This is a genomic window from Gordonia sp. YY1, assembly GCF_009872315.1.
Classification (GTDB): domain Bacteria; phylum Actinomycetota; class Actinomycetes; order Mycobacteriales; family Mycobacteriaceae; genus Gordonia; species Gordonia amicalis.
This window is the reverse complement of the sequence record NZ_WXYI01000011.1, coordinates 108,254-134,013: the sequence shown is the minus strand read 5'-3', so window position 1 is coordinate 134,013 and position 25,760 is coordinate 108,254. Positions and strand designations below refer to the sequence as shown.

Genomic DNA, 25,760 nt, shown 5'->3' with positions numbered 1-25,760 from the left:
ACCCGAACGCGCCGAAAACCCGAGCAGGCACAGGAGACAATCACCATCGTGGCCGACACAGATGAGATCCGCGCACTGACCACCCCTCGCCATCCGGACGACTGGAGCGACCTCGACACCCGGGCCGTCGACACGGCCCGCCTGCTGGCCGCCGATGCGGTGCAGAAGTGTGGCAGTGGTCATCCCGGCACCGCGATGAGCCTCGCCCCCCTGGCCTACACGCTCTTCCAGCGCGTCATGCGTCACGATCCCACCGACACCGACTGGGCCGGCCGCGACCGCTTCGTGCTCTCGTGCGGACATTCCAGCCTGACCCTCTACATCCAGCTGTACCTGGGTGGCTTCGGTCTCGAGCTCGAGGACATCGAGGCGCTGCGCACCTGGGATTCGCTGACCCCGGGTCACCCGGAGTTCCGCCACACCCGCGGCGTCGAGATCACCACCGGGCCGCTCGGTCAGGGTCTCGCCTCGTCGGTCGGCATGGCGATGGCCGCCCGCCGCGAGCGCGGCCTGTTCGACCCGGATGCCGCGGTCGGCGCGAGCCCGTTCGACCACTACATCTACGTGATCGCCTCCGACGGTGACATCGAAGAGGGCGTCACCTCCGAGGCGAGCTCACTCGCCGGCACCCAGCAGCTCGGCAACCTGATCGTGTTCTACGACCAGAACCAGATCTCGATCGAGGACGACACCGACATCGCCCTGTCCGAGGATGTCGCCAAGCGCTACGAGGCGTACGGCTGGCACGTCCAGACCGTCGAGGGCGGCGAGGACGTCGTGGCCATCGAGACCGCGATCAAGGCCGCCCAGGAGGTCGTCGACCGTCCGTCGATCATCTGCCTGCGCACCATCATCGGCTACCCGGCGCCCAACATGATGAACACCGGCATGGCTCATGGCGCCGCACTCGGCGAGGACGAGGTCGCCGCCACCAAGAAGGTCCTCGGCTTCGACCCGGAGAAGAACTTCGAGGTCACCGACGAGGTCATCGCGCACACCCGCAAACTCGTCGACCGCGGCGCCGAGGAGCGCAAGGCCTGGACCGCATCGTTCGACGCGTGGGCCGAGAAGAACCCCGACGCCAAGGCACTGTTCGATCGCCTGACCGCCCATGAGCTCCCGGAGGGCTGGACAGAGCAGCTGCCGACCTGGAACGTCGGCGACAAGGACGTGGCCACGCGCAGCGCGTCGGGCAAGGTCCTCGGCGCCCTCGCGCCCGTCCTTCCCGAGCTGTGGGGCGGTTCCGCCGACCTCGCCGGCTCGAACAACACCACGATGGACGGCGAGCCCTCGTTCGGCCCGACGTCGATCAGCACCAAGAAGTGGTCGGCCAACCCGTACGGGCGCACCCTGCACTTCGGTGTCCGCGAGCACGCGATGGGTTCGATCCTGTCGGGCATCGCCCTGCACGGTCCGACCCGCGCCTACGGCGGCACCTTCCTGCAGTTCGCCGACTACATGCGTCCGGCCGTGCGCCTGGCCGCGCTGATGGAGATCGACCCGATCTACGTCTGGACCCACGACTCCATCGGTCTCGGCGAGGACGGCCCGACCCACCAGCCGATCGAGCACCTGGCCGCACTGCGCGCGATCCCGAACCTCGACGTCGTGCGCCCGGCCGATGCCAACGAAACCGCTCACGCATGGGCGCACCTGCTGACCCGGCGCAACCACCCGGTCGGTCTGGCGCTCACCCGCCAGAACGTCCCGATCCTCGAGGGCACCTCGGCGCAGGGCGTCGCCAACGGCGGCTACGTGCTCAGCGATTCCGAGGGCGACCCGCAGGTCGTGCTGATCGGCACCGGTTCCGAGGTGCACCTGGCGGTCGAGGCACAGAAGGCCTTGGCCGACAAGGGAATCAAGGCCCGCGTCGTGTCGATGCCGTGTGTCGAGTGGTTCGACGAGCAGCCCAAGGGGTACCGGGACCACGTGCTGCCTCCCTCGGTTCCGCGTGTCGCCGTCGAGGCCGGCATCGCGATGCCGTGGTACCGGATCGTCGGTGCCGGCGGCGAGATCGTCGGCATCGAGCACTTCGGCGCGTCGGCCGACTACAAGGTGCTCTTCACCAAGTTCGGGATCACCGCAGAGGCGGTCACCGCCGCCGCCGAACGAGTCGTCGCCGGCTGACCGGCCGCCCACGACACCGGCTCATCCACACTCATCAAGGAGAGAATCGTGACCCAGAACGAGAAGCTCGCCGAACTGTCCGCCGCCGGTGTCTCGGTGTGGCTGGACGACCTGTCCCGGGACCTGATCACCTCCGGTGATCTCGCCGAACTGATCTCGACCAAGTCGGTGGTCGGCGTGACCACCAACCCGTCGATCTTCCAGGCGGCACTGTCGAAGGGCACCGCCTACAACGCACAGGTCACCGAGCTGGCCGCCCGCGGCACCGATGTCGACGGCACCATCCGCACGGTGACCACCGATGACGTCCGCGACGCCTGCGACGTACTGGCCCCGGTGCACGAGGAGTCCGACGGCGTCGACGGCCGGGTGTCCATCGAGGTCGATCCCCGTCTGGCGCACGACACCGACGCCACGGTCGCCCAGGCGATCGAGCTGTGGAAGATCGTGGACCGCCCGAACCTGCTGATCAAGATCCCGGCCACCAAGGCCGGACTCCCGGCGATCACCCGGGTCATCGCCGAGGGCATCAGCGTCAACGTGACGCTGATCTTCTCGGTCGATCGCTACAAGGAGGTCATGGACGCCTACCTCGACGGCCTCGACGCCGCCGCGGAAGCCGGCCACGACCTGTCGAACATCCATTCGGTGGCGTCGTTCTTCGTCTCCCGCGTCGACACCGAGATCGACAAGCGCCTCGACGCCATCGGCACCCCGGAGGCCACCGAGCTGAAGGGCAAGGCGGCGCTGGCCAACGCCCGTCTCGCCTACTCGGCCTACCAGCAGGTCTTCGAGGTCGAGTCGCGCTTCCCGGACCTCCTCGCCAAGGGCGCCCGCCCGCAGCGCGCGCTCTGGGCGTCGACCGGCGTGAAGAACCCGGACTACCCCGACACCCTGTACGTCAGCGAGCTCGTCGCGCCCAACACGGTCAACACCATGCCGGGCAAGACGATGGACGCCTTCGCCGACCACGGTTGGGTCAACACCGGCTCGATCATCGGTCTCGCGCAGGAGTCGCAGGAGGTCTTCGACAAGATCGCGGCGCTCGGCGTCGACACGGTCGACGTCTTCAAGGTCCTCGAGGAGGAGGGTGTCAGCAAGTTCGAGGACGCCTGGAACGACCTGCTCAACGCGACCGCCGAGCAGTTGTCCGCGGCGATCAAGGGCTGAGGCCGTCGTGGCCGCCGGTGAGGATTCAGTGGGACCCGGTTCTTGGACCAACCCGCTCCGTGACCCACAGGACAAACGGCTGCCCCGCATCGCGGGTCCGTGCAGTCTGATCATCTTCGGCGTCACCGGTGACCTCGCACGCAAGAAGTTGATGCCTGCGGTCTACGACCTCGCCAACCGCGGCCTGCTCCCCCCGTCGTTCGCTCTCGTCGGTTTCGCCCGACGCGACTGGACCGACGAGGACTTCGGGGCGATCGTGCACGACGCCGTGCGGGAACACGCCCGCACGGGCTTCCGCGAGGAGGTGTGGGAGCGCCTCGCGGAGGGCTTCCGCTTCGTGCAGGGCGATTTCGACGACGACTCCGCGTTCGACAAGTTGTGCGACACCCTCAAGTCGCTCGACGACGAACGCGGCACGGACGGAAATCATGCGTTCTACCTGTCGATCCCGCCCAAGGCGTTCCCGACGGTCTGTGAACAGCTCGAGCGCAGCGGGCTGGCGACACCGGACGGCGACAGTTGGCGCCGCGTGGTCATCGAGAAGCCGTTCGGCCACGATCTCGAGTCGGCCCGCGAACTCAACGCCATCGTCAACAACGTCTTTCCGGAGTCGTCGGTGTTCCGCATCGACCACTACCTGGGCAAGGAGACGGTGCAGAACATCCTGGCGCTGCGCTTCGCCAACCAACTGTTCGACCCGCTGTGGAGTTCGCACTACGTCGACCACGTCCAGATCACGATGGCCGAGGACATCGGCATCGGTGGGCGGGCCGGCTACTACGACGGCATCGGTGCCGCGCGCGACGTCATCCAGAACCATCTGCTGCAGCTGATGGCCCTGGTGGCGATGGAGGAACCGATCTCCTTCGAGCCCAAGCAGTTACAGGCCGAGAAGATCAAGGTCCTGGCGGCCACTCGCAACGTCCTGCCGATCGATCAGAACACCGCCCGCGGCCAGTACGGTCCGGGCTGGCAGGGCAGCGAGAAGGTGGCCGGGCTCAAAGAGGAGGACGGCTTCGCCAAGGACTCCAAGACCGAGACCTTCGCCGCGATCGCCCTTGAGGTCGACTCCCGTCGCTGGGCGGGTGTGCCGTTCTACCTGCGGACCGGCAAGCGTCTCGGCCGGCGCGTCACCGAGATCGCGCTGGTCTTCAAGCGCGCCCCGCATCTGCCGTTCGACCAGACGATGACCGAGGAGCTCAGCCAGAACGCGCTGGTCATCCGGGTGCAGCCCGACGAGGGCATCACCCTGCGCTTCGGATCCAAGGTGCCGGGCTCCAGCATGGAGGTCCGCGACGTGAACATGGACTTCAGCTACGGCACCGCGTTCACCGAGGCGTCCCCGGAGGCATACGAGCGCCTCATTCTCGACGTCCTACTCGGCGTGCCGTCACTGTTCCCGGTCAACGAGGAAGTCGAATTGTCGTGGAAGATCCTCGATCCCGTGCTCGAACAGTGGGCCGCCGAGGACTCCCCCGACACCTACGAGTCGGGAACCTGGGGTCCGCGGTCGGCGGACGAGATGATGGCCCGCGTGGGACGCGCGTGGCGCCGGCCCTGATGTCCACCGCCCAGCCCCTGCAGGAGGATCCGCGATGATCGTCGAGCTGCCCGACACGGACACCCGAAGTGTCGCGAAGAGGATCATCGAGGTGCGGGCGGCCGGCGGCGCGCTCAGTCTCGGTCGCGTGCTCACCCTGGTCGTCTGCGTCGAACAGGGCGAACCCATGGAGGGCGCCATCGAGGCCGTCATCGGTGCCAGCCGCGAGCACCCCAGCCGCGTCATCGTCGTGTATCGCGGTACCCGCGAAGGGAATTCGCGCCTCGACGCACAGATTCGAGTGGGCGGGGACGCCGGCGCGTCGGAGGTCGTGGTGCTGTCGCTGTACGGCGCCCTCGCCGACGAACCGGCGAGCGTCGTCACACCGTTCCTATTGCCGGACACCCCCGTCGTCACGTGGTGGCCCGGCGAAGGCCCCGCACGCCCCGCGGACGATCCCCTCGGCAGGCTCGGTCACCGTCGCATCCTCGATGCCACGAAGGACGCCGATCCGGCCACGGTGCTCGCGCGTCGCCTCGAGACATACTCCCCCGGCGACACCGACATCGCATGGTCGCGCATCACGCACTGGCGGGCCATCCTCGCCTCGGCGGTCGACCGTCCGCCGCATTCGCGCATCACCGCGGTGGACGTCACGGGCGCGCACGATTCCCCGGCGGTGGACCTCATCGCCGGGTGGTTGCATTCGGCGCTCGACGTACCCACGCGGCGCCGTCGCGGCAGTTTCGAGATCCGTCTTCACCGCGACGAGGGTCCGACGATCCTCGCCGTGGACGAGGGCAACAACGCGGTGCTGACGATGCCGGGCAAGCCCGACGGCCGAATCGCGATGGGCCACCGCGACCTACCCGTGTGCATCGCCGAGGAGCTCCGGCGACTCGACACCGACGAGGTCTATGCCGTCGCCTTGCGGGGTGTCCCCGGCGTCGACTTCATCGACACGAACGAAGGAGTTCTCACACCATGACCGCTGCCGAGACGCTGGTCTTCGAGTCCAAGCAGGAACTGATCGTCACCGCGGCGGCCCGCTTCGTCGACCTGGTGACCCACGCGCAGTCCGAGCGCGGGGTCGCGAGCATCGTGTTGACCGGCGGCAGCAACGGGATCGGCATCCTGTCGGCCCTGGCCGACGACAGCGGCACCATCGACTGGTCGCGCGTCGACGTGTACTGGGGCGACGACCGATTCGTCCCTGCCGACGACCCGGAACGCAACTCCGGCCAGGCACGGGAGGCACTGCTCGACCACGTGCCGGTGGATCCGACGCGGGTGTTCACGATGGCACCCTCGGACGGGCCGTTCGGTGACGACATCGATGCCGCCGCCGCCGATTACGCGGCGGTCCTCGCGGGACGATCCACCGACGGCGTGGCTCCGCAGTTCGACCTGCACCTGCTCGGAATGGGCGGCGAAGGCCACATCAACTCCCTCTTCCCACACACCGCGGCCACCGCGGAGACCGAGAAATCGGTTGTCGCCGTTGAGGACTCACCCAAGCCGCCGCCGCGTCGGATCACCTTGACCCTGCCGGTGGTCAACCGGTCTCGCAACGTGTGGTTCCTCGTCGCCGGTGCCGACAAGGCCGAGGCCGTCGCGGCCGCGCACAACGGCGCCGATCCCGCCGACTGGCCGTGCGCAGGCGCCCGCGGCACCGACGAGACCATCTGGTTCCTCGACGACGCGGCGGCGGTGCACATCTGAGTCGACGATGTGAGCCGAGGGAAGGTCCCGCAGAGCATTGGCCGAGAGTCGCCGCGCCGACGGCACGCTGCGGACCTTCGCCAGCCGACGGCCCGAGTGGTTCGCGGTGCTCACCACACTCGCCTACGCGCTGCCACTGCTGGGACTGAGGCTGCTCGATCCGGAGGCCGCTGACGTCACGGCCTCGGCGAGTCCGGCGCAGTTCGTCCAGTTCGCGTGGATGGTCCTGGTGCCAGCGGTCTTACTGACAGCGTTGGGCTGTTGGGGTGCTGCCGGATTCACCGGTCGACCCACCTGGCGCAGCCTGGTTCTGTTACTGCCGCTCATTCTGCTCTACGTCGTCGTCCCGGTGATCGTCCTGGTGATACCGGCACTCTCCGAATTTGCCGACCACAGCCTCGGTTACTTCGCGCTGGTCGCCGTCGCCGCAGTCGCAGTGGGGTTCGGCGACGAGGCCACCTTCCGCGGAGTGATCCGCCACTGGTCCTCATCACCGCTGTCGGTCAGATCTGGACGCTCCTACTACCGAAGGGGAGTTCTGGCCCGGACGTCTTCACCGTGGTGATCGAACTGGTGATGGGTGCGATGGCCGCCGCTTACGGGATCTGGCTGCTCCGCCGCATACCCGTCGACCCGCCGGGAACGGCACGTCCTCGCCGCTCCCGGGGGCCGCAGGCGCGCTAACCGCTGTTGCGCAACGCGGTTGCCAGGCCGTTCATGGTCAGCTGGATACCGCGGCGCACGAGTGGGGTGTCCTCCCCCGCGCGGAACCGGCGCAGCAGCTCCACCTGGAGCAGATTGAGCGGCTCGAGGTACGGGAACCGGTTGTAGACCGAACGTTTGAGGGCCGCGTTGTCGTGCAGCAGATCATCGATGCCGGTGATCTTGGCGCACATGCCGATCGTCCGCTCGTGCTCGTCGACGATCATTCCGAACACCTGCTCGCGCAGTTCCTCGTCGGGTACGAGCTGTGCGTAGCGATGCGCCAGCCCCATGTCGGACTTCGCCAACACCTGCGCCATGTTGGACATGACGGTGCGGAAGAACGGCCACTTCTCGTAGTAGCGCTGCAGGGCCTCCAGGCGGGTCGGGTCGTCGGCCACCCACTCCTCGAACGCGGAACCGGTGCCGTACCAGCCCGGCAGCATCACCCGCGACTGCGTCCACGACAACACCCACGGGATCGCGCGGAGATCGGTGATCTTCTCGGTCTGCTTACGAGACGCCGGGCGGCTGCCGATGTTGAGCGCACCGATCTCCGACAACGGGGTCGACGTGGTGAAGTACTCGACGAATCCCGGTGTCTCGTGCACGAGGCGGCTGTAGGCCGCACGTGCCCTGGCGGCGATGTCGTCCATGATCTCGTACGCCGACTCCGATTCGTCGCCGAGACCTTCGACGTCGAGCAGCGACGATTCGATGGTCGCGGCCAGCAGTGTCTCCAGATTGCGGCGGGCGGTCACCGGCTCGGCGTACTTGGCGGCGATGATCTCGCCCTGCTCGGTGATGCGCAGCGACCCCTGCACCGCCCCGGGCGGCTGAGCGAGGATGGCGTCGTAGCTGGGGCCGCCGCCGCGGCCGACCGTTCCACCGCGACCGTGAAAGAGCCGCAACCGGATCCCCGACCGGGACGCCGCCTCCACGAGGTCGAGTTCGGCGCGGTACAGCGCCCAGTTGGCGGCCATGTAGCCGCCGTCCTTGTTGGAGTCGGAGTAACCGAGCATGATCTCCTGCATGCCGTTCTGGTACTCCACGAGCGCCCGGTAGAAGGGCACCTCGAGAACGGCGAGCAGGGTCGCAGCGCCCTGCTGCAGATCCTCGATCGTCTCGAACAGCGGTACGACCCGCACCGTGGAGCGCGGGTCGTTCTCGCCGGCGGCACCGGGGTCGTAGAGGCCGGCCTCCTTGAGCAGGATGAGCGCTTCGAGCATGTCGCTCACCGAGGTGCACATGCTGATGATGTAGTTGGGCACCGCTTCCGGACCGAACGTCGCGACCGCCTTCGCGGCCGCCCGCACGATCGCGAGTTCCTTGGTCGCCAGCTCGCTCAGTTCCGCGTCGGGGCTGGTGAGCGGACGGCGCCGCTGCAGTTCGGCGGACAGGATCTCGACGCGTTCCGCCTCGTCGAGCGAGGCGTAGTCGCCGTGCACGCCCGCCCAGGCGAGAAGCTCGGCGACCACTTCCTCGTGCATGTCGGAGTTCTGCCGCATGTCGAGCCCGGACAGGTGGAAGCCGAACGTGCGCACCGACTCCCGGAGGGCGAGGAGCCGGTCGTCGGCGATGGAGGCGTCGTTGTTGACCCGCAGGGCCGCGTCGATGACGTCGAGGTCGACGAGCAACTCGGCGGCGTCGGAGTAGGGCGGTTTGCCGTCGACGAGGAACAGATCGCTCGACGAGAGGAAGTCCTCGTCGAACATCTGGTTGGCGGTCGCCGCGAGGCGGGATCGGATGTGCCGCAACGCAAGCCGAAACGGCTCGTCGGCACCGGGGTCCTCGGAGTCGGCACCGGCGAGTTCGAGCAGCGGTTCGGTTCCCGTGATCAGCCGCGCCGACATGCTCAGTTCCTGGGCAAGGTTCTCGAGTTCGGCGAGGTGGTGTCCCACCGCGGTCTCGGCAGCCAGGGTGGCCGCCAGGGTGACCACCTCGGCGGTCACGAACGGGTTCCCGTCGCGGTCGCCGCCGATCCAGGACCCCATGCGCATCATCGGCTCGTCGGCGAGACCCGCGCCGGGGTAGGCCGACCGCAGGGCGGCGCGCACGGAGGTGTTGATGGCCGGCACCACGTCGAAGAACGAGGCGTCGTAATAGCGCAGCCCCGAACGGATCTCGTCCTGGATGGTGAGTCGTTCGAGGCGGATGAGCGCGGTCTGCCACAGCGTGAGGATCTGACGCCGGATCGCCTCGGTGACCTCGGCGTCCTCGTCGGGGGTCAGTTCGGTACGGCCGCGGAAGCGCATCAGCTCGGTGATCCGGTTCTGCGCCTCGAACACCGTGCGGCGCCGGGTCTCGGTGGGATGGGCGGTGATGACCGGCACGACGTTGGCGTCGGCGAGTGCCTTACCGACCTCCTCGTCGCCGAGTCCGGCGTCTGCGAGCTGCCGGTAGGTCGCGGCCAGGCTGGACTTCTGCGGCGGGTCACCGGCTCGCACGTGGATGGCACGGCGACGTTCGCGGTGGATGTCCTCGGCCAGGTTGGCCAACAACGCGAAGTGACTGAAGGCGCGGATGACCGGAACCGCGGTGGACACGTCGAGGTCGGTGAACATCTCCGCGAGTTCGTTGCGGTCGATCTCGTTGCGGCGCACGCCGAAAGCGGCCACACGAGCCGATTCGACGAGATCGAAGACGTCGGTGCCGGAATGTTCGGCGACGACCTCGCCGAGGATGCCGCCGAGCAGACGGATGTCCTCACGCAAGGGTTCGGTGAGTGCACGGCCCTCGTCGTCGACGACGATGTGGTCGACGATCGACATGGACGGACGAGATGCCGGGGCTCCCCGGGAGGAGGCGGTTTCACTCATGCGACCAAGTATCCCGAGATCGGGGCCATCCGGCATCCCGGGGAAAGCGTCGGGCGACGCGTATCACGCGTCGCCCGAGGTACGGAGCAGAAACCAGCTCAGGAGAGTTTGATGTCGACGCCCACGCCGACGATGAAGATCACCCAGATGAGGCCGACGAAGATGGTCAGCCGGTCGAGGTTGCGTTCGACGACGCTCGAACCCGACAGGCTGGACTGGACACCGCCGCCGAACAGCGACGACAGACCGCCACCCTTGCCGCGGTGCAGCAGGACGAGCACGATCAGCAGCACGCTGGTCACGATCAATCCGATGTCGAGTGCACCTTGCACAGTCACGAGTCGAAACGCCCTTCCGTAAACACCTGGAGATACAGCTGTAGCAGGTGGTGCCGACGTGAGCCGACACCAACCTGCCACAGTGTACGCGTGGGTGTGACCCGTCAGGGCAAGGGGCCACCCGCGGCGATCGCCGACAGTGTCGCGAACTCGTCCGACTTCAGCGACGCGCCGCCGACGAGAGCTCCGTCGACGTCGGTCTGGCCGACGATGTCGCCGACGTTCTTGGCATTCACCGAGCCGCCGTAGAGGATGCGGACCGAGGCCGCGGTCTGCTCGTCGGCGATCTCCGCGAGGGTCTCGCGGATCGCCTTGCAGACCTCCTGGGCGTCGGCGGCGCCGGCCACCCGGCCGGTGCCGATGGCCCAGACCGGCTCGTAGGCGATGACGGTCTTGGCGATCTCGGCGGCCGACAGGCCGGCGAGGGAGCCCTTGAGCTGTGCCACGTTGTACGCGACGTGCTCACCCGCCTCGCGGATCTCGAGCCCCTCGCCGATGCAGACGATCGGGGTGAGATCGTGCTTGAGCGCGGCCTTGGTCTTGGCCAGCACGATCTCGTCGGTCTCACCGTGCAGGGTCCGACGCTCCGAGTGGCCGACGACGACGAACGTGCAGCCGAGCTTCGCGAGGAAGGCACCGCTGATCTCGCCGGTGTAGGCACCCGAGTCGTGCTGCGACAGGTCCTGCGCACCGTAGGTGAGCAGGAGCTTGTCGCCGTCGACGACGGTCTGCACGCTGCGGATGTCGGTGAACGGCGGGATCACCGTCACGTCGACCTTGTCGAAGTACTTCGCGGGCAACGCGAAGGCGATCTTCTGAACCAGCGCGATGGCCTCGAGGTGGTTGAGGTTCATCTTCCAGTTGCCCGCGATGAGCGGTTTACGAGTTGCCATGGTTCAGCTCTCCAGCACCTTCAGTCCGGGGAGTTCCTTGCCCTCGAGGTACTCCAGCGATGCGCCACCTCCGGTGGAGATGTGCGAGAAGTCGGAGTCGGGCAGACCCAGGGTCCGCACCGCGGCGGCCGAGTCGCCGCCACCGACCACGGTGAACGCGCCGTTGCCGGTCGCACCGGCGATGGCCTCCGCGACCCCGCGGGTGCCGGCCGAGAACTTCTCGAACTCGAACACACCGGACGGACCGTTCCAGAAGACGGTCTGGGCACCCGAGAGGACCGCGGCGAATCGCTTCACCGACTCCGGTCCGATGTCGAGACCCATCCAGCCGTCGGGGATGGCGTCGGCGGCCACCGTCTGCGCCTGGGCGTCGGGGGCGAACTTGTCGGCCACCACCACGTCGACGGGCAGGTGGATGACGTCGCCGAAACGCTCGAGCAGGCTCTTGCAGACGTCGATCTGGTCCTCCTGCAGCAGCGAGGTACCCACCGGATGGCCTTGTGCGGCCAGGAAGGTGAACGCCATGCCGCCGCCGATGACCAGCGTGTCGACCTTGGGAGCCAACGCCTCGATGACCCCGAGCTTGTCGGAGACCTTCGAGCCGCCGAGGACGACCGCGTAGGGGCGGGTCACCTCGTCGGTGAGCTTCGACAGGACCTCGACCTCGGCCGCCACCAGCTCTCCCGCGTAGTGCGGGAGGAGCTTGGCGACGTCGTAGACCGAGGCCTGCTTGCGGTGGACCACTCCGAAGCCGTCCGACACGAACGCGCCGTCCTCGCCGACCAGTTCGACGAGGGCCTCGGCGAGCTTCTCGCGTTCGGCGTCGTCCTTGGAGGTCTCCCGCGGATCGAAGCGGATGTTCTCCAGGAGCAGGACGTCGCCGTCGGTGAGACCCTCCGCGCGGGCGAGCGCGTCGGTTCCGACCACGTCACCGGCGAGCTGCACGTTGCGGCCGAGTTCCTCGCCGAGGCGCGCCGCGACGGGCGCGAGCGAGAACTTCGGGTCGGGCTCGCCCTTCGGACGACCGAGGTGCGCGGTGATGATCACCTTGGCACCGGCGTCGATGAGCGCGTTGAGGGTGGGCAGGGAGGCGAGGATGCGGCCGGGATCGGTGATCGTCGACCCGTCGAGCGGGACGTTGAAATCCGAGCGGACCAGCACTCCCCGACCCGAGACACCCTCTTCCAGAAGGTTCTTCAGAGTGGGAACACCCATGAGGCGTTGACTCCTCTTTCCGTTGTACGACGAGTGGACTAGAGCGAGTTGCCGACGAGACCGATGAGGTCGACGAGGCGGTTCGAGTAGCCCCACTCGTTGTCGTACCAGGACACGACCTTGGCCTGATCGTCGATGACCTTGGTCAGCCCGGCGTCGAACAGCGAGCTGTGCGGGTCGGTGACGATGTCGGAGGAGACGATCGGGGCGTCGTAGTACTTCAGGATGCCCTTCAGCGGGCCCTCGGCAGCGGCCTTGAGCGCGGCGTTGATCTCATCGGCGGTGGCCGACTTGGCCAGCTGCGCGGTGAGGTCGGTGACCGAGCCGGTGGGGATCGGCACACGCAGGGCGTAGCCGTCGAGTTTGCCCTTCAGCTCCGGAAGCACCAGGCCGATGGCCTTGGCGGCACCGGTCGAGGTGGGCACGATGTTGATGGCGGCGGCGCGGGCGCGACGCAGATCCTTGTGCGGACCGTCCTGCAGGTTCTGGTCCTGGGTGTAGGCGTGGATCGTGGTCATGAGGCCCTTGACGATGCCGAACTCGTCGTTGAGGACCTTGGCCAGCGGGCCGAGGCAGTTCGTGGTGCACGAGGCGTTCGAGATGATGTTCTGGCTGCCGTCGTACTTGTCGTCGTTGACGCCCATGACGATGGTGATGTCCTCATCCGACGCGGGGGCCGAGATGATGACCTTCTTGGCGCCGGCATCCAGGTGACCCTGGGCCTTGGCGCGTGCGGTGAAGATGCCGGTCGACTCGACGACGACGTCGACGCCCAGGTCGCCCCACGGGATCGCGGCGGGGCCTTCCTTGACCTCGAGCGCCTTGATCTTCTTGTCGCCGACCACGATGGTGTCGTCGCCCTCGAGGCTGACGTCGTCGGACAGGCGGCCGAGGATCGAGTCGAACTTCAGCAGGTGTGCGAGAGTCGCGTTGTCGGTGAGATCGTTGACCGCGACGATCTCGATGTCAGTGGTGCCCAAAGCCTTTTGCGCTTCGACGGCACGGAAGAAGTTGCGGCCGATCCGGCCGAATCCGTTGACGCCTACCCGAACAGTCACAGTTGTGCTCCTTAGCGGTATTCATGGTCAGGCCTGTGGGTCAAGCCCTGCTGGCCGCGCCGTGAGCGGTCACCGATGGCACACGAGTGATCCCCGGTCCGCACACGTCGACCTCAGCCTAGTAGGAGGGGTTCGGTCCGGCACACCGCAGGTCGGTCTGTCGGCTTTCCCGCTCCGCTCAGGCTTCGTCGAGGAGCTCCGAGGTGACCGCCGCCTCGGTATCCGGGATGCCGTCCTGGCGCGCCTTCTTGTCGGCCATCGACAGCAGACGGCGGATGCGTCCGGCGACCGCGTCCTTGGTCATCGGCGGGTCGGCGAGCTGGCCGAGTTCCTCGAGAGAGGCCTGCCGGTGGGTGATGCGCAGCTGGCCCGCCGCGACGAGGTGATCGGGCACCTCGTCGCCGAGGATCTCCAGAGCGCGTTCGACGCGAGCGGCCGCGGCCACCGCCGCACGGGCCGAACGTCGGAGGTTGGCGTCGTCGAAATTGGCGAGGCGGTTGGCGGTCGCACGCACCTCGCGGCGCATGCGGCGTTCCTCCCATACCAGGCGTGTGTCGTGGGCACCCATCCGCGTGAGCAGCGCGCCGATCGCCTCGCCGTCGCGGATGACGACACGGTCGGCGCCGCGGACCTCGCGGGCCTTCGCGGTGACGCCGAGCCGGCGGGCTGCGCCGACGAGCGCGAGCGCGGCCTCGGGTCCGGGGCAGCTGACCTCCAGCGCCGACGAACGCCCGGGCTCGGTCAGTGATCCATGGGCGAGAAATGCTCCGCGCCAAGCGGCTTCGGCATCCGCGACGCTACCGCCGACGACCTGGGCCGGAAGGCCGCGCACCGGGCGGCCACGCAGGTCGAGCAGGCCGGTCTGCCGGGCGAGGCCCTCGCCGTCCTTGGTGATGCGCACGATGTAGCGCGCCGACTTGCGCAGCCCGCCGCCGCGCAGGACGTGAACGTCGGAGCCGTAGCCGAAGAGGTCGTGGATCTCGCGTCGCAGGCGCCGCGCGACATTGCCCATGTCGACCTCGGCCTCCACCACGACGCGGCCCGCCACGATGTGCAGACCGCCGGCGAAACGCAGCAGCGCCGACACCTCGGCTCTCCGGCAACTCACCTGAGTCACCGACAGGCGACTCAGCTCGTCTTTCACCGCCGCCGTCATCGCCACCGGTCCCTGTCCTCCTGTCAACAGCCCACACGTCCCTCGAGAAAACGCCGAATCATCGCCTGGCTCAGGCGTCCGCCCGGTCAGAGTAACGGTTCGATTCACCTTCGCACAGTTCGTTCACCACGGCGGCGACTTTCGCCGGGTCATGGACCTGGCGGCCGGGTACCGCCACATCGCCGACGTTCAGTTCGGCGCCGAACAGTCCGGCCGCGCGTACGAGATGCTCGCGTTCGCGTCCGGCCGGTACCGACGACGCGTCGACCAGGACGTGGTCGACGCGGAACGTGTCGGCATGGGCGTGCAGGACGTGCAGATGCCGCTCCACCGAGAACCCGGGCGTCTCCCCCGGTTCGGGTGCGAGGTTGACCGCGAGCACCTTTCGGGCGCCGGTGCGCTGCAACGCCTTGAGCTGCTCCGGCACCAGCACATGCGGGATCACGCTGGAGAACCAGGAACCCGGGCCGAGCATCACCAGGTCGGCGGATTCGATTGCCTCGACCGCACTTTCACAGGCCGGTGGATCCTCGGGGATCAACCGCACGCGGCGCACCTTGCCGGGCGTCGTCGCGACCGCGACCTGACCGCGGATCTCGCGGCTGATGCGCGGGTCGGCCTCGAGCCCGGACACGTCGGCCTCGATGTCGAGCGGGACGGTCGACATGGGCAGCACCTGTCCGACGATCCCGAACATCGACCGCAGCTCCTGCAGTGCGGCGACCGTGTCGCCGAGAACCTCGGTGAGACCGGCGAGCATCAGGTTGCCGATGGGGTGTCCGGCGAGTGCGCCGCGACCACCGAAGCGGTGTTGCAGCACCTCCGTCCACAGCTCGTGGCGGCGTCGGGTGTCGGGATCTCCGGCGGTCTGGAAGTCCTCGAGGGCCTTCGGCGCAGACATCAACGCGGCCAGCGCCATTCGCAGATCACCGGGCGGGATGAGTCCGAGCTCCGCACGCAGGCGGCCCGACGATCCCCCGTCGTCGGCGACCGTCACCACCGCGGTGATGTCGGTACTCAGATAGCGCATCGCGGTCAGCGTCGCGTACAGGCCGTGGCCGCCTCCGAGGGCGACGATCTTCCGGGTCATTCGCGCCCCAGATCGCGGTGCATCACGCGCACGTCGTAGGAGGCCGCGCCGGCGTCGTCGACGGCCTTGCGGAGTCGGTGGGCGAGCTCCTCGGAGATGGCGACACTGCGATGTTTACCACCGGTGCAGCCGACACTGATCGTCATGTAGCGCTTGCCTTCCCGCAGGTAACCGCGACCGACGATGGACACCAGGCCGGTGTAGAGGTCGAGGAAGTCACCGGCGTCGGGCTGGCCGAGGACGTAATCGCGGACCGGCGCCTCCTGACCGTTGTGGTCGCGCAGTTCGTCGATCCAGTGCGGATTGGGCAGGAACCGGACGTCGGCGACGAGATCGGAGTCGATGGGCAATCCGTACTTGAAGCCGAAGGACTGCACCGCGATGCTCAGCCGCGGTTCGGTGTCACCGGGTGCCACACCCTCCACCACGGAGCGCAACTTGGCCGCGGTCAGCCCCGAGGTCTCCACGACGAGGTCCGCGACGTTCTTGATGGGCGCCAGGATCGCACGTTCGCGGGCGATGCCCTCGACGAGGGTCTCCTTGCCCTGCAACGGGTGTCGGCGACGAACCTGTTCGAACCGGCGGACCAGGGCCTCCTCGCTCGCGTCGAGGTACAGCAGACGGGTACGAATCCCCGACTGCCCGAGGCTGTCCCGCAGCTGCTCGAGTTCATGGGCCAGGTTGGGGTCGGAAGCACGCAGCACCATGGCGAGACGAGTGATCGTGGGGTCGCTCTCGCGGACCATCCCGACCATCGTCGAGATCAGTGAGGGCGGAACGTTGTCGGCGACGTACCAGCCGTCGTCCTCGAGTACGTTGGCCGCCGTCGAGCGACCCGCGCCGGACATGCCCGTGACGAACAGGACGGTCAGTTCGTCCGGCGCCGCGTCGGACGTGCCACCGGCCGGCCTCTCGTCGTGTTCGGCCTCGGCCCGTTCACTCATCGACACCCCGTCCCGCGTCACCGGTCACCACCGTCATCTCTGCCTCGTTCACCGTCTCGCTCATCACCGGCGACACCGTCTCTGCAACCATGTCACCGCCGAGTGCGGTCTGCACGGCACGCGCGGTGGTCAGGCCGATCCCAGGGACCTGGGCGATCTCCTCCAAGGATGCCTCACGCAGACGCGCGACCGATCCGAAGTGCGTCACCAGCGCGGTGCGTCGCGTCTTCCCGAGACCCGGGATGCCGTCGAGCACCGACTCGGTCATCCGCTTGCTGCGCTTGCTGCGGTGGAAGGTGATGGCGAACCGGTGCGCCTCGTCGCGTACACGTTGCAGCAGGAACAGGGCCTGGCTGCTGCGCGGCAGGATCATGGGGTCGTCCTCGCCGGGCACCCACACCTCTTCGAGGCGTTTGGCGAGGCCGATCACCGAGACGTCGGTGACGCCCAGTTCGTCGAGGACCGCTGCCGCCGCATGCACCTGTGGTGCACCGCCGTCGACGACGAACAGGTTGGGCGGATACGCGAACTTCCGTGGCTGCGCGGGGGTCTGGGGCTCGGCGCCGACCTCCCCCGACTCCGGTGGTGGTGCGTCGCGGTCGGCACGGTGACGCAGGAACCGGCGGCGGGTGACCTCGGCGATCGACGCGACGTCGTCGGAATGACCGTCACCGGCGGCGTGGCGGATCGAATAGTGCCGGTAGTCGGACTTGCGCGGCAGGCCGTCCTCGAACACGACGAGGGAGGCGACCACGTCGGTGCCCTGCACATGCGAGATGTCGACGCACTCGATGCGCAGCGGCGCCTGGTCGAGCATCAGCGACTCCTGAAGCTCGGTGAGCGCGGCCGACCGGGTGGTCAGGTCGCCGGCGCGTCGGAGCTTGTGCTGTGTGAGCGCTTCCCCGGCGTTCCGGGCAACGGTCTCGAACAGCGCCTTCTTGTCACCGCGCTGCGGCACCCGCAGGGTGACCCTGCTCCCCCGGAGTCCGGACAGCCATGCCTCGAGTTCGGCTGCGTTGGCCGGTAATTCGGGGACCAGCACCTCATGCGGCACCGACTCGCCGTGAGCGCGGTCCTCACCCACGTCGACCGTCGCGTCGAAATCGACCTGCGCACCGTAGAACTGGGTGATGAAGTCGCCGATGACATCGCCGTCGGTTCCGTTGTCGCTGCGCTCGACGACCCAGCCTCGCTGACCTCGGACGCGGCCGTCGCGCACGTGGAAGACCTGGACCGACACCTCGAGTTCGTCGCCGGCGACCGCGACGACGTCGGCGGTGGTGCCGTCTCCGAGCACCACGGCCTGCTTCTCCATGGCACGCCGCAGTGCGCCGATGTCGTCGCGCAGGCGGGCCGCGCGCTCGAAGTCGAGGTCCTCGGCAGCAGCCGTCATGTCACGTTCCAGCTTGCGGATCAACAGGTCGGTGCGGCCGGCCAGGAAGTCGCAGAAGTCCTCGACGATCTCGCGGTGTTCCTCGGCGTCGACCCGGCCGATGCACGGCGCGGCACATTTGTCGATGTAGCCCAGCAGGCACGGACGGTCGATCTGCTGATGCCGCTTGAACACGCCCGCCGAGCAGGTCCGCGCGGGGAACACCCGCGTCAGCAGGTCGACGGTCTCACGGATCGCCCATGCGTGGGAGTACGGCCCGAAGTAGCGCACGCCGCGGCGCCGCGGACCGCGGTAGACGAACAGCCGCGGGTACTCCTCGTTGAGGGTGACGGCCAGCATCGGATAGGTCTTGTCGTCGCGGTAGCGGACGTTGAACCGCGGATCGAATTCCTTGATCCAGTTGTATTCGAGCTGGAGTGCCTCCACCTCGGTGCCCACGACGGTCCACTCGACCGACGCCGCCGTCGTCACCATCTGGCGGGTGCGCGGGTGCAGCGAGGCGATGTCGGCGAAGTACGACGTCAGGCGTGACCGGAGGTTCTTGGCCTTGCCCACGTAGATGACACGACCGTGCTCGTCACGGAACTTGTACACCCCGGGATCGGTCGGGATGGTTCCGTGAGCAGGACGGTAGGTAGTCGGGTCGGCCACGTGTTCCAGGCTAGTTGGCGGGTCGGACGGTCCCGCGATAGCGCTCTTCGAGCTCGCGGAACCGCGCCATCGCCTCGATGGCCCGCGGACCGTCGCCCGCCTGGACCGCCAGCACGGTGATGTGTTCGTCGGACGGGAACAGCAGCCAGGCGCCGAATCCCTTCTCCGGATAGGTCAGTCCGAGGACCTTGTCCCAGGTGAACAGGCGCGTGGGTACCAGGTTGCGCACCTCGACGCCCTCGGGGCCGACACGCAACCGCGGCCGGGTCAGCAGCAGGGTGGCGCCCGTGAACAGGACACCGATGAGGATGATCGCGACCTGGTCGGCGCCGCCGAGGTTACGGACGCCGACGTCCTCGATCGTCAGCAGCAGCCCGAAGGTGATGTGGATCGCCATGATCACGACGGCTGCCGCGATCGCGTATCGCGGCAGCTTGCGCGGCCGGTACACCAGGTCCCAACGAGGGGAGGTCACGCCGATGCTCCTCCGACCGCGGTCGGCGGGGCCTCGCCGCGTTGCAGCGCGCGAAGGGTCAGCGCCGAGGCCAGCGCGGCCACGGTCGCCTGCGCCCCCTTGTCCTCGGTCGAGCCGGGCAGGCCCGACCGCGCGATCGCCTGCTCCTCGGTCAGCACCGTCAGCACACCGTTGCCGACAGGGGTCGACTCGTCGAGCGAGACGCGGGTCAACCCGGCGGTCACCGCGTCGCACACGTACTCGAAATGCGGTGTCCTGCCCTTGATCACGACACCGAGCGCGACGACGGCGTCATGGGTGCGGGCGAGCGCCTGCACGATGACCGGCAGTTCGATCGCGCCGGCGACCTGCACGACGGTGGGCTCGGTGACACCGTTCTCGTCGGCCGCCCGCAGCGCTCCGTCGAGCAGTGCGCCGCAGATCTTCTCGTGCCACTGCGACGACACGATCGCCAGCCGGAGCCGGCCGGCGTCGGCGAGTTCGAGGGTCGGTTCTCCGTGGCCGCTCATGCGGGGGCTCCTTCGGATGCGTCGTCGCTGGGATGCTCGTGATCGTCGAGGCCCACGAGGTCGTGTCCCATCCGGTCGCGCTTGGTGCGAAGGTAGCGCAGGTTCTCGGCATTGGCGCGCACCGGCATCGGCACGCGGTCGACGATGTGCAGGCCGTAGCCGTCGAGGCCGACGCGCTTGGCCGGGTTGTTGGTGAGCAGCCGCATCGACGTGACCCCGAGATCGACGAGGATCTGGGCGCCGAGGCCATAGTCGCGGGAGTCGGCGGGCAGGCCCAGTTCCAGGTTGGCGTCGACGGTGTCGGCGCCGGCGTCCTGCAGCTGGTAGGCCTGCAGCTTGTGCAGGAGGCCGATGCCGCGTCCCTCGTGGCCGCGCATGTACAGGATGATGCCGCGGCCTTCGGCGGCCACCATCTCCATCGCGGCGTCGAGCTGCGGACCGCAGTCGCAGCGCAGCGACCGGAAGACATCGCCGGTGAGGCACTCCGAGTGCACACGCACCAGGACGTCGTGTCCCTCGCCGTCTTCGCCGGCGATGTCGCCCTTCACCAGGGCGACGTGCTCGACGTCGTCGTAGACGCTGGAGTAGCCGACGGCGCGGAAGTCGCCGTGGCGGGTCGGGATCCGGGCGTCGGCGACGCGCACGACGTGCTTCTCGTGGCGGCGGCGCCACGCGATGAGGTCGGCGATCGAGATCAGCGCGAGGTCGTGTTCGTCGGCGAAGACGCGCAGCTCGTCGGTGCGGGCCATCGAGCCCACGTCCTTCTGGCTGACGATCTCGCAGATGACGCCTGCCGGTGCGAGGTCGGCGAGGCGGGCCAGGTCGACGGCGGCCTCGGTGTGCCCGGGACGACGCAGCACGCCGCCCTCCTTGGCCCGCAGCGGGACGACGTGTCCGGGACGGGTGAAGTCGCCGGCCGTGGCCGCCGGGTCGGCGAGCAGACGCATCGTGGTGGCGCGGTCCGAGGCGCTGATCCCGGTGCCGATGCCCTCGCGGGCGTCGACGGTCACGGTGTAGGCGGTGCCGTGCTTGTCCTGGTTCATCGAGTACATCGGCGGCAGGCCGAGGCGGTCGCAGGCGTCGCCGTCGAGCGGGACGCACAGGTAGCCCGAGGTGTAGCGCACCATGAAGGCGACGAGTTCCGGGGTGGCCATCTCGGCCGCGAAGATCAGGTCGCCCTCGTTCTCGCGGTCCTCGTCGTCGACCACGACGACAGCCTTGCCCGCGGCGATGTCGGCGATGGCCCGTTCGATCGTGTCGAACGTGACTCCCTCACCACTGGTCACGTCGTCACCGTCACGCGGCGATTCGTTCATCAGAACCTCACTCGTTGTGCTCATTTCGCCTCTGTCACATCAAGCGCAGGGACATCAAGCGCACGGACATCTCTGTGCTCGGAGCCCAGGTGAAGGCGCTCCACGTACTTCGCGATCACGTCGACCTCGAGGTTGACCACGGTGCCCGGCGTGGTGGCACCGAGGTTGGTCTCGTTGAGAGTGGTGGGGATCAGGGAGATCTCGAACCACGAGTCGTCACCCGACCCACCGACCGACGAGACGGTCAACGACACCCCGTCGACGGTGATCGACCCCTTCTCGACGAGGTAGCGGGTCAGCTTCTCCGGGACGCCGATCCGCACGACCGTCCAGTTCTCCGACGGACTGACGGACAGGACGCGCCCGGTCCCGTCGACGTGGCCCTGCACGATGTGGCCGCCGAAACGCCCGTTCGCGGGCATGGCGCGCTCGAGATTGACGGTGCTCCCCGCGGCGAGGTCGGACAGGGAGCTGCGGCGCAGCGTCTCACCGATCACGTCCACGGTGAACTCCCCGGGACGGAGGTCGACGACGGTCAGACACACGCCGTTGACCGCGATGGAGTCGCCGTGGCCCGCATCGGCGGTGACGATGGGTCCCCGCACGGTGAAGCGGGCTGCATCAGAGAGATCCTCGCGGTCGGCGATGACGCCGAGTTCCTCCACGATTCCGGTGAACACGCACTCCTCCTGCTCGCTCGGAGCAGACAGGGCGGCACTGTGTCGCCTGTTCTCTCGCATCCGGACTGTGACCGTCGGCTCCGGAATCTCACCGAATCTGCTGTCCCTGCCGTTCGACAGGCGCTCGCGGGCTGGAAGATGCGTATCCACCGCACCCTCATCACCGCCGGTGGGGAATTTCACCCCGCCCCGAGAACTGGTGACATCGACGCTAGCACGATGCAAGAACGGCGTCGCATTGCGATTTCGCTGAGTGAAATGGATGCCTGTCGGTGTGTCGCTCATCTCGGCCTGCTCAGTCCTGCCGGATCGTCGGCGAACGCCGTGCGAGTGTGATCAAGACGTCATCGCCGAGCGTCGTCGTGTGCGCGGTGCGGAACCTCTTGGCGTCGGCGAGCGTGGTGACACCGGGTATCTCGACCGAGCTACGACCGGCGCCCAGCACCATCGGCGCCACGTAGGCGTGCACCTCGTCGACGAGCCCGGCGTCGAAGAAGGCGCCCAGGATGTGCGGGCCGCCCTCCACAAGGACCCAGAGCGCGTCGGGAAGTGCGGCGAGGACGTCGGCCGGGTCGTGTGATCGGACCAGGACCAGCGGCCCTCCGGTGTCGTCGCGGAGGTTGGCGTCGGTGGGCAGGTCGCGGTGTCCGAGCACCACGCGTGCCGGCTGCTGTGGGTACAGGCCGCCGGCAGAGGTGCGGGCGGTGAGCGTGGGGTTGTCGGCGAGTGCGGTGCCGGTGCCGATCACGATGGCGTCGAGGCGTGCGCGCTGCCGGTGGGCGTGGTCGCGCGCTTCGGGGCCGGTGATCCACTGACTGGTGCCGTCGGGTGCGGCGATCCGGCCGTCGACGCCGGCGGCGATCTTGGCGGTGACCATCGGCCGCCCGAGCCGCTGTCGGGTGAGCCACGGACGCAGTGGACCGTTCTCCACGGTGTCGGCCGCGACTCCCCCGGTCACCCGGACGCCGGCAGCTCGCAGGGTGTCGGCGCCGCCCGCGGCGACCGGGTTGGGGTCACCGACCGCGTAGTGGACCTCGGCAACGCCCGCTTCGATGAGTGCCTGCGAACACGGCCCGGTGCGCCCGGTGTGGTTACAGGGCTCGAGCGTGACGATCGCGGTACCGCCCCGCGCTGCCTCGCCGGCCGCGCGCAGTGCCATCACCTCGGCATGCGGGCCGCCCGGCGGTTGGGTCGCACCGACGCCCGCCAGGGTGCCGTCGGCCGCCAGGATCACTGCTCCGACAGGAGGATTGGGTGAACTGACACCCATGGCCGCATACGACGCCTCGATGGCGCGATCCATGGCGGCGGCGATGTCCACGAGGTGCGTCAGACGTCGCTCTTGGCGCGCGCCCGGGCGGCGGATTCGCGCAGGGCGGCGACGGCCTGGCCCGGGTCGGCGGCACCGTAGACGGCCGAGCCCGCGACGAAGCAGTCGATTCCGGCCTCGGCGGCTTCTTCGATGGTGTCGGCGTTGATGCCGCCGTCGATCTCGACGAGCAGCCTCAGGTCCTCGGCGTCGATGAACTTGCGGATGGCGCGGGCCTTCTCGAGGACCTCGGGCATGAACTTCTGTCCGCCGAAGCCGGGTTCGACACTCATGATCAGCAGGGTGTCGAAGTCGCGGAGGATCTCCAGATAGGGATCGAGCGGGGTACCCGGCTTGAGCGACAGACCGGCCTTCGCGCCGGCGGCGCGGATGTCGCGGGCGACGCCGATCGGGTTCTCGGTCGCCTCCGCATGGAAAGTGACGTTGTACGCGCCGGCCTCGGCGTACGGCGGCGCCCAGCGCTCGGGGTTCTCGATCATCAGATGGCAGTCGAGCGGGATGTCGGTCGCCTTCAGCAGGCTCTCGACGATCGGCAGACCCAGGGTCAGGTTCGGCACGAAGTGCGCGTCCATGACGTCGACGTGCAACCAGTCGGCGCGGGTGGCACCCGGCTTGGCGACAGCGGCCGCCTCGTCGGCGAGATTCGCGAAGTCCGCGGACAGGATGGACGGGGCGATCATGGGCGCGTTACCGGCGGTGCACATGGTGAACAAGTGTAGGACGAGGTGGGGTCTGCGGACGAAAGCGCTCGGGTGTCTCAGACCCCGCCGGCCGGCCACCCGGGGGACGGCAGAAGCGTCGGCCAGGGCTGCAATCCCTCTTCGACGCCAACCGCGGGCAGATCCGGGTTCGGGGGGAGGGCATCGCACGCCACGATATCGGCCCGGTTCTCGGGTCCGACGCCGAGTCGGTCGTAGAAGGTGACGTGCCAGTTTCCGAACACGGAATGCGAAGGAGCCCGCCTGGCGCCTTCTTGTTTCGCTGACGGGCTTCCGCTCTCCGACCGCGTGAACTCGATCGTGACCGATCCGTGGTACGCGATACGCCGGGAACTGAGGGCCAGTCCTGAGGCACACCACAGCCCGCAACTACGACCGCGAGGAGTAAGCACCCGACGAAATGGGCTCTCCCAAAACGATCCGCCATCAGGTCCGTTCCCCCGTCCCCGGCGCAGACGCTCACGACGACACGCCACGTCAGACAACCTAATAGAGCCTACGAATGTCGGGAAGTGTCATCCACAACCCGGACTCGACCGAAGACTCAGGCCACCGCGAGCAACTGCAGAAGCTTCGTTTCGATGCCGCTTCGTCTGGGGTCTCGATGCCCGACGACCGGCGGTGCAGTACTCCGATGTCGTGCACCGGTCGGAGTGATGACGTCGATGACCCGGATGTCGCCGGCCACGCGGACCGAATATGTCCAGCCATCGGCCTCTTTCGCACGATTGTGGGTGACGCAGATGCCGTCGGCGTTGGCCTCGCTCGTGGGACCGTCGTGACGATGGGGTTTCGCGTGATCGATCTCCGTGATGGGCGCACCGCAGTACGGAGTGCGGCACCGCTGATCTCGTAACCGGATGAAGTGCGCGAGTGCGGGAGGGAACCCGCGGGAACGGGACTCCATCGTCACCAACGCACCATCGGACGGACGTGCATAGAGGCGACGCAGCGTCGAGGCGGTCTCACCATCCGGCGAAACCGAAGCAGAGACAAGTTCCCGCGCCACTTCTGCCGGAACAGGTCCGTACCCCACCACTTCCGCGGCCGAATCGTTCAGCCCGAGCAGACACTCATCGGACATCATCATGTCCACCGCAACCGGAACAGGCTCTGCGGCAGCGCGACCGGTGACGCGTTCGACCAGCGTGTCGGCCATGATCTGGGCGTGGGTGCGATCGTCTGCACCGAGCACCGAATCGGCGTGCTTCTTGAGCGCGGCGTACACCGAGATCCCCTGCGCCATCGGCAACAGCGCCGACAGCTTGGTCATCAGATCGGGCGCCGGCCGCACGCTGACGCGACGATCTTTCTCGGCCTTGGCCTTTCGCGCGACCACTGCCGCCGGCTCGAGTTCGTAGGCGTGACGCTTCGCCCGGGCTTCGATCTCTCGATCGGAAGCACCCACCAGGGCCTGACGGTCGTCACACACCCGCCGGTCGATCTCCTCCCGCGATTCGCGAGTCAGATAAGCGGTTTCGCGGACGAGGATCGTGGCTCGCCATTCTGTCAACACCCCGTCCGTGAGTGCGGCCATCGTGTGCGGCATCTCGTGCGCCAGAGCACGAGCGAACCCGAGGTACTGACTCCCCTTCTGCGGTGAGGCCTTGCGCGCCAGCCCGACTTCAGCGGCGAGCCCTCGACCCCGTCGCTGCTGCGGTACATTCCGCGCCGCCTCATCGTCAGCACGCAACTGATCGAGATTAGCGGTCTCACGCACCTGGGCCGCAGCGCACGCCGACTTGATCTCCTCGAGCAGAGTCAGCCGCTCCACCGACTCGGCCTCGCCAGCCCCCGCAGCCATGCCGGCAAGGAGGCTCACGAGGGCGCGCAAGTCGCCCGTTGCCGGCCTCCGCGTTTCCGCTACATCGGTTTCGTACATACGTTCGATAGTACCTGAATACCCACTGCTC

At 68.1% G+C, this 25,760-nt stretch carries 22 protein-coding genes and 1 riboswitch; of the genes, 6 read left to right on the top strand and 16 right to left on the bottom strand.

Annotation, left to right across the window (positions count from 1 at the left end; all coding sequences use genetic code 11):
- The first annotated feature begins 48 nt into the window (after positions 1-48).
- From tkt to BPODLACK_RS15490, 6 genes are read left to right on the top strand one after another with little or no spacing between them, the layout of a single operon-like run.
- Positions 49-2,127: a transketolase gene (gene tkt / locus BPODLACK_RS15515; protein ID WP_159405608.1), complete on the top strand. Its 2,079-nt coding sequence runs from the start codon at positions 49-51 to the stop codon at positions 2,125-2,127.
- Between the two features lie 48 nt (positions 2,128-2,175).
- The gene (gene tal / locus BPODLACK_RS15510) at positions 2,176-3,297 is read left to right on the top strand and encodes a transaldolase (protein ID WP_159405607.1); all 1,122 of its coding nucleotides are present in this window, start codon (positions 2,176-2,178) and stop codon (positions 3,295-3,297) included.
- Between the two features lie 7 nt (positions 3,298-3,304).
- Positions 3,305-4,858 carry a glucose-6-phosphate dehydrogenase gene (zwf, locus tag BPODLACK_RS15505; protein ID WP_159405606.1) on the top strand — a complete coding sequence of 518 codons (1,554 nt, stop codon included), beginning with the start codon at positions 3,305-3,307 and terminating at the stop codon, positions 4,856-4,858.
- Positions 4,859-4,892: 34 nt separating this feature from the next.
- Entirely contained in the window at positions 4,893-5,825 is a 933-nt protein-coding gene (locus tag BPODLACK_RS15500) for a glucose-6-phosphate dehydrogenase assembly protein OpcA (RefSeq protein ID WP_024497114.1), read from the top strand.
- Positions 5,822-6,559 carry a 6-phosphogluconolactonase gene (pgl, locus tag BPODLACK_RS15495; RefSeq protein ID WP_159405605.1) on the top strand — a complete coding sequence of 246 codons (738 nt, stop codon included), beginning with the start codon at positions 5,822-5,824 and terminating at the stop codon, positions 6,557-6,559. Before BPODLACK_RS15500 ends, pgl begins: the two co-directional genes overlap by 4 nt.
- 37 nt (positions 6,560-6,596) lie before the next feature.
- Positions 6,597-7,124: a hypothetical protein gene (locus tag BPODLACK_RS15490; protein ID WP_024497116.1), complete on the top strand. Its 528-nt coding sequence runs from the start codon at positions 6,597-6,599 to the stop codon at positions 7,122-7,124.
- A 115-nt stretch (positions 7,125-7,239) separates the two neighbouring features.
- On the opposite strand, the gene ppc is transcribed toward BPODLACK_RS15490, so the two are convergent.
- From ppc to BPODLACK_RS15410, 16 genes are all read right to left on the bottom strand, one after another.
- Positions 7,240-10,080, bottom strand: coding sequence for a phosphoenolpyruvate carboxylase (gene ppc / locus BPODLACK_RS15485; RefSeq protein WP_159405604.1), 2,841 nt, complete (start codon positions 10,078-10,080; stop codon positions 7,240-7,242).
- 98 nt (positions 10,081-10,178) lie between these two features.
- Positions 10,179-10,412 carry a preprotein translocase subunit SecG gene (gene secG / locus BPODLACK_RS15480; RefSeq protein WP_006357231.1) on the bottom strand — a complete coding sequence of 78 codons (234 nt, stop codon included), beginning with the start codon at positions 10,410-10,412 and terminating at the stop codon, positions 10,179-10,181.
- Positions 10,413-10,522: 110 nt separating this feature from the next.
- A complete protein-coding gene (tpiA, locus tag BPODLACK_RS15475; protein WP_006436275.1) occupies positions 10,523-11,311 on the bottom strand; it encodes a triose-phosphate isomerase in 789 nt (262 codons plus the stop codon).
- 3 nt (positions 11,312-11,314) lie between these two features.
- Positions 11,315-12,526: a phosphoglycerate kinase gene (locus tag BPODLACK_RS15470; RefSeq protein WP_159405603.1), complete on the bottom strand. Its 1,212-nt coding sequence runs from the start codon at positions 12,524-12,526 to the stop codon at positions 11,315-11,317.
- Between the two features lie 38 nt (positions 12,527-12,564).
- Positions 12,565-13,584, bottom strand: a complete 1,020-nt coding sequence (gene gap, locus BPODLACK_RS15465) for a type I glyceraldehyde-3-phosphate dehydrogenase (protein WP_006436277.1) — start codon at positions 13,582-13,584, stop codon at positions 12,565-12,567.
- A 178-nt stretch (positions 13,585-13,762) separates the two neighbouring features.
- Positions 13,763-14,740, bottom strand: a complete 978-nt coding sequence (whiA, locus tag BPODLACK_RS15460) for a DNA-binding protein WhiA (protein WP_174324723.1) — start codon at positions 14,738-14,740, stop codon at positions 13,763-13,765.
- Between the two features lie 70 nt (positions 14,741-14,810).
- Positions 14,811-15,830, bottom strand: coding sequence for a gluconeogenesis factor YvcK family protein (locus BPODLACK_RS15455; protein ID WP_159405602.1), 1,020 nt, complete (start codon positions 15,828-15,830; stop codon positions 14,811-14,813).
- Positions 15,827-16,795 (bottom strand): RNase adapter RapZ, encoded by a 969-nt coding sequence (gene rapZ, locus BPODLACK_RS15450; protein WP_006436280.1) that lies wholly within the window; start codon positions 16,793-16,795, stop codon positions 15,827-15,829. The genes BPODLACK_RS15455 and rapZ overlap by 4 nt, the downstream gene beginning before the upstream one ends.
- Positions 16,767-18,818 (bottom strand): excinuclease ABC subunit UvrC, encoded by a 2,052-nt coding sequence (uvrC, locus tag BPODLACK_RS15445; RefSeq protein ID WP_024497120.1) that lies wholly within the window; start codon positions 18,816-18,818, stop codon positions 16,767-16,769. The genes rapZ and uvrC overlap by 29 nt, the downstream gene beginning before the upstream one ends.
- A 10-nt stretch (positions 18,819-18,828) precedes the next feature.
- Positions 18,829-19,293: a PH domain-containing protein gene (locus tag BPODLACK_RS15440; protein WP_006436282.1), complete on the bottom strand. Its 465-nt coding sequence runs from the start codon at positions 19,291-19,293 to the stop codon at positions 18,829-18,831.
- A complete protein-coding gene (gene ribH / locus BPODLACK_RS15435; RefSeq protein ID WP_024497121.1) occupies positions 19,290-19,802 on the bottom strand; it encodes a 6,7-dimethyl-8-ribityllumazine synthase in 513 nt (170 codons plus the stop codon). Before ribH ends, BPODLACK_RS15440 begins: the two co-directional genes overlap by 4 nt.
- On the bottom strand, positions 19,799-21,118 hold the full coding sequence (locus BPODLACK_RS15430) for a bifunctional 3,4-dihydroxy-2-butanone-4-phosphate synthase/GTP cyclohydrolase II (protein ID WP_024497122.1): 1,320 nt from the start codon (positions 21,116-21,118) through the stop codon (positions 19,799-19,801). Before BPODLACK_RS15430 ends, ribH begins: the two co-directional genes overlap by 4 nt.
- 20 nt (positions 21,119-21,138) lie before the next feature.
- Positions 21,139-21,798 (bottom strand): riboflavin synthase, encoded by a 660-nt coding sequence (locus tag BPODLACK_RS15425; RefSeq protein ID WP_159405601.1) that lies wholly within the window; start codon positions 21,796-21,798, stop codon positions 21,139-21,141.
- 44 nt (positions 21,799-21,842) lie between these two features.
- A riboswitch (FMN riboswitch) is annotated at positions 21,843-21,999 on the bottom strand.
- Positions 22,000-22,093: 94 nt separating this feature from the next.
- Positions 22,094-23,119 carry a bifunctional diaminohydroxyphosphoribosylaminopyrimidine deaminase/5-amino-6-(5-phosphoribosylamino)uracil reductase RibD gene (gene ribD / locus BPODLACK_RS15420; protein ID WP_006436288.1) on the bottom strand — a complete coding sequence of 342 codons (1,026 nt, stop codon included), beginning with the start codon at positions 23,117-23,119 and terminating at the stop codon, positions 22,094-22,096.
- 8 nt (positions 23,120-23,127) lie between these two features.
- The gene (rpe, locus tag BPODLACK_RS15415) at positions 23,128-23,832 is read right to left on the bottom strand and encodes a ribulose-phosphate 3-epimerase (RefSeq protein ID WP_040004721.1); all 705 of its coding nucleotides are present in this window, start codon (positions 23,830-23,832) and stop codon (positions 23,128-23,130) included.
- 559 nt (positions 23,833-24,391) lie between these two features.
- On the bottom strand, positions 24,392-25,651 hold the full coding sequence (locus BPODLACK_RS15410) for a DUF222 domain-containing protein (protein ID WP_201450621.1): 1,260 nt from the start codon (positions 25,649-25,651) through the stop codon (positions 24,392-24,394).
- Positions 25,652-25,760 lie beyond the last annotated feature (109 nt).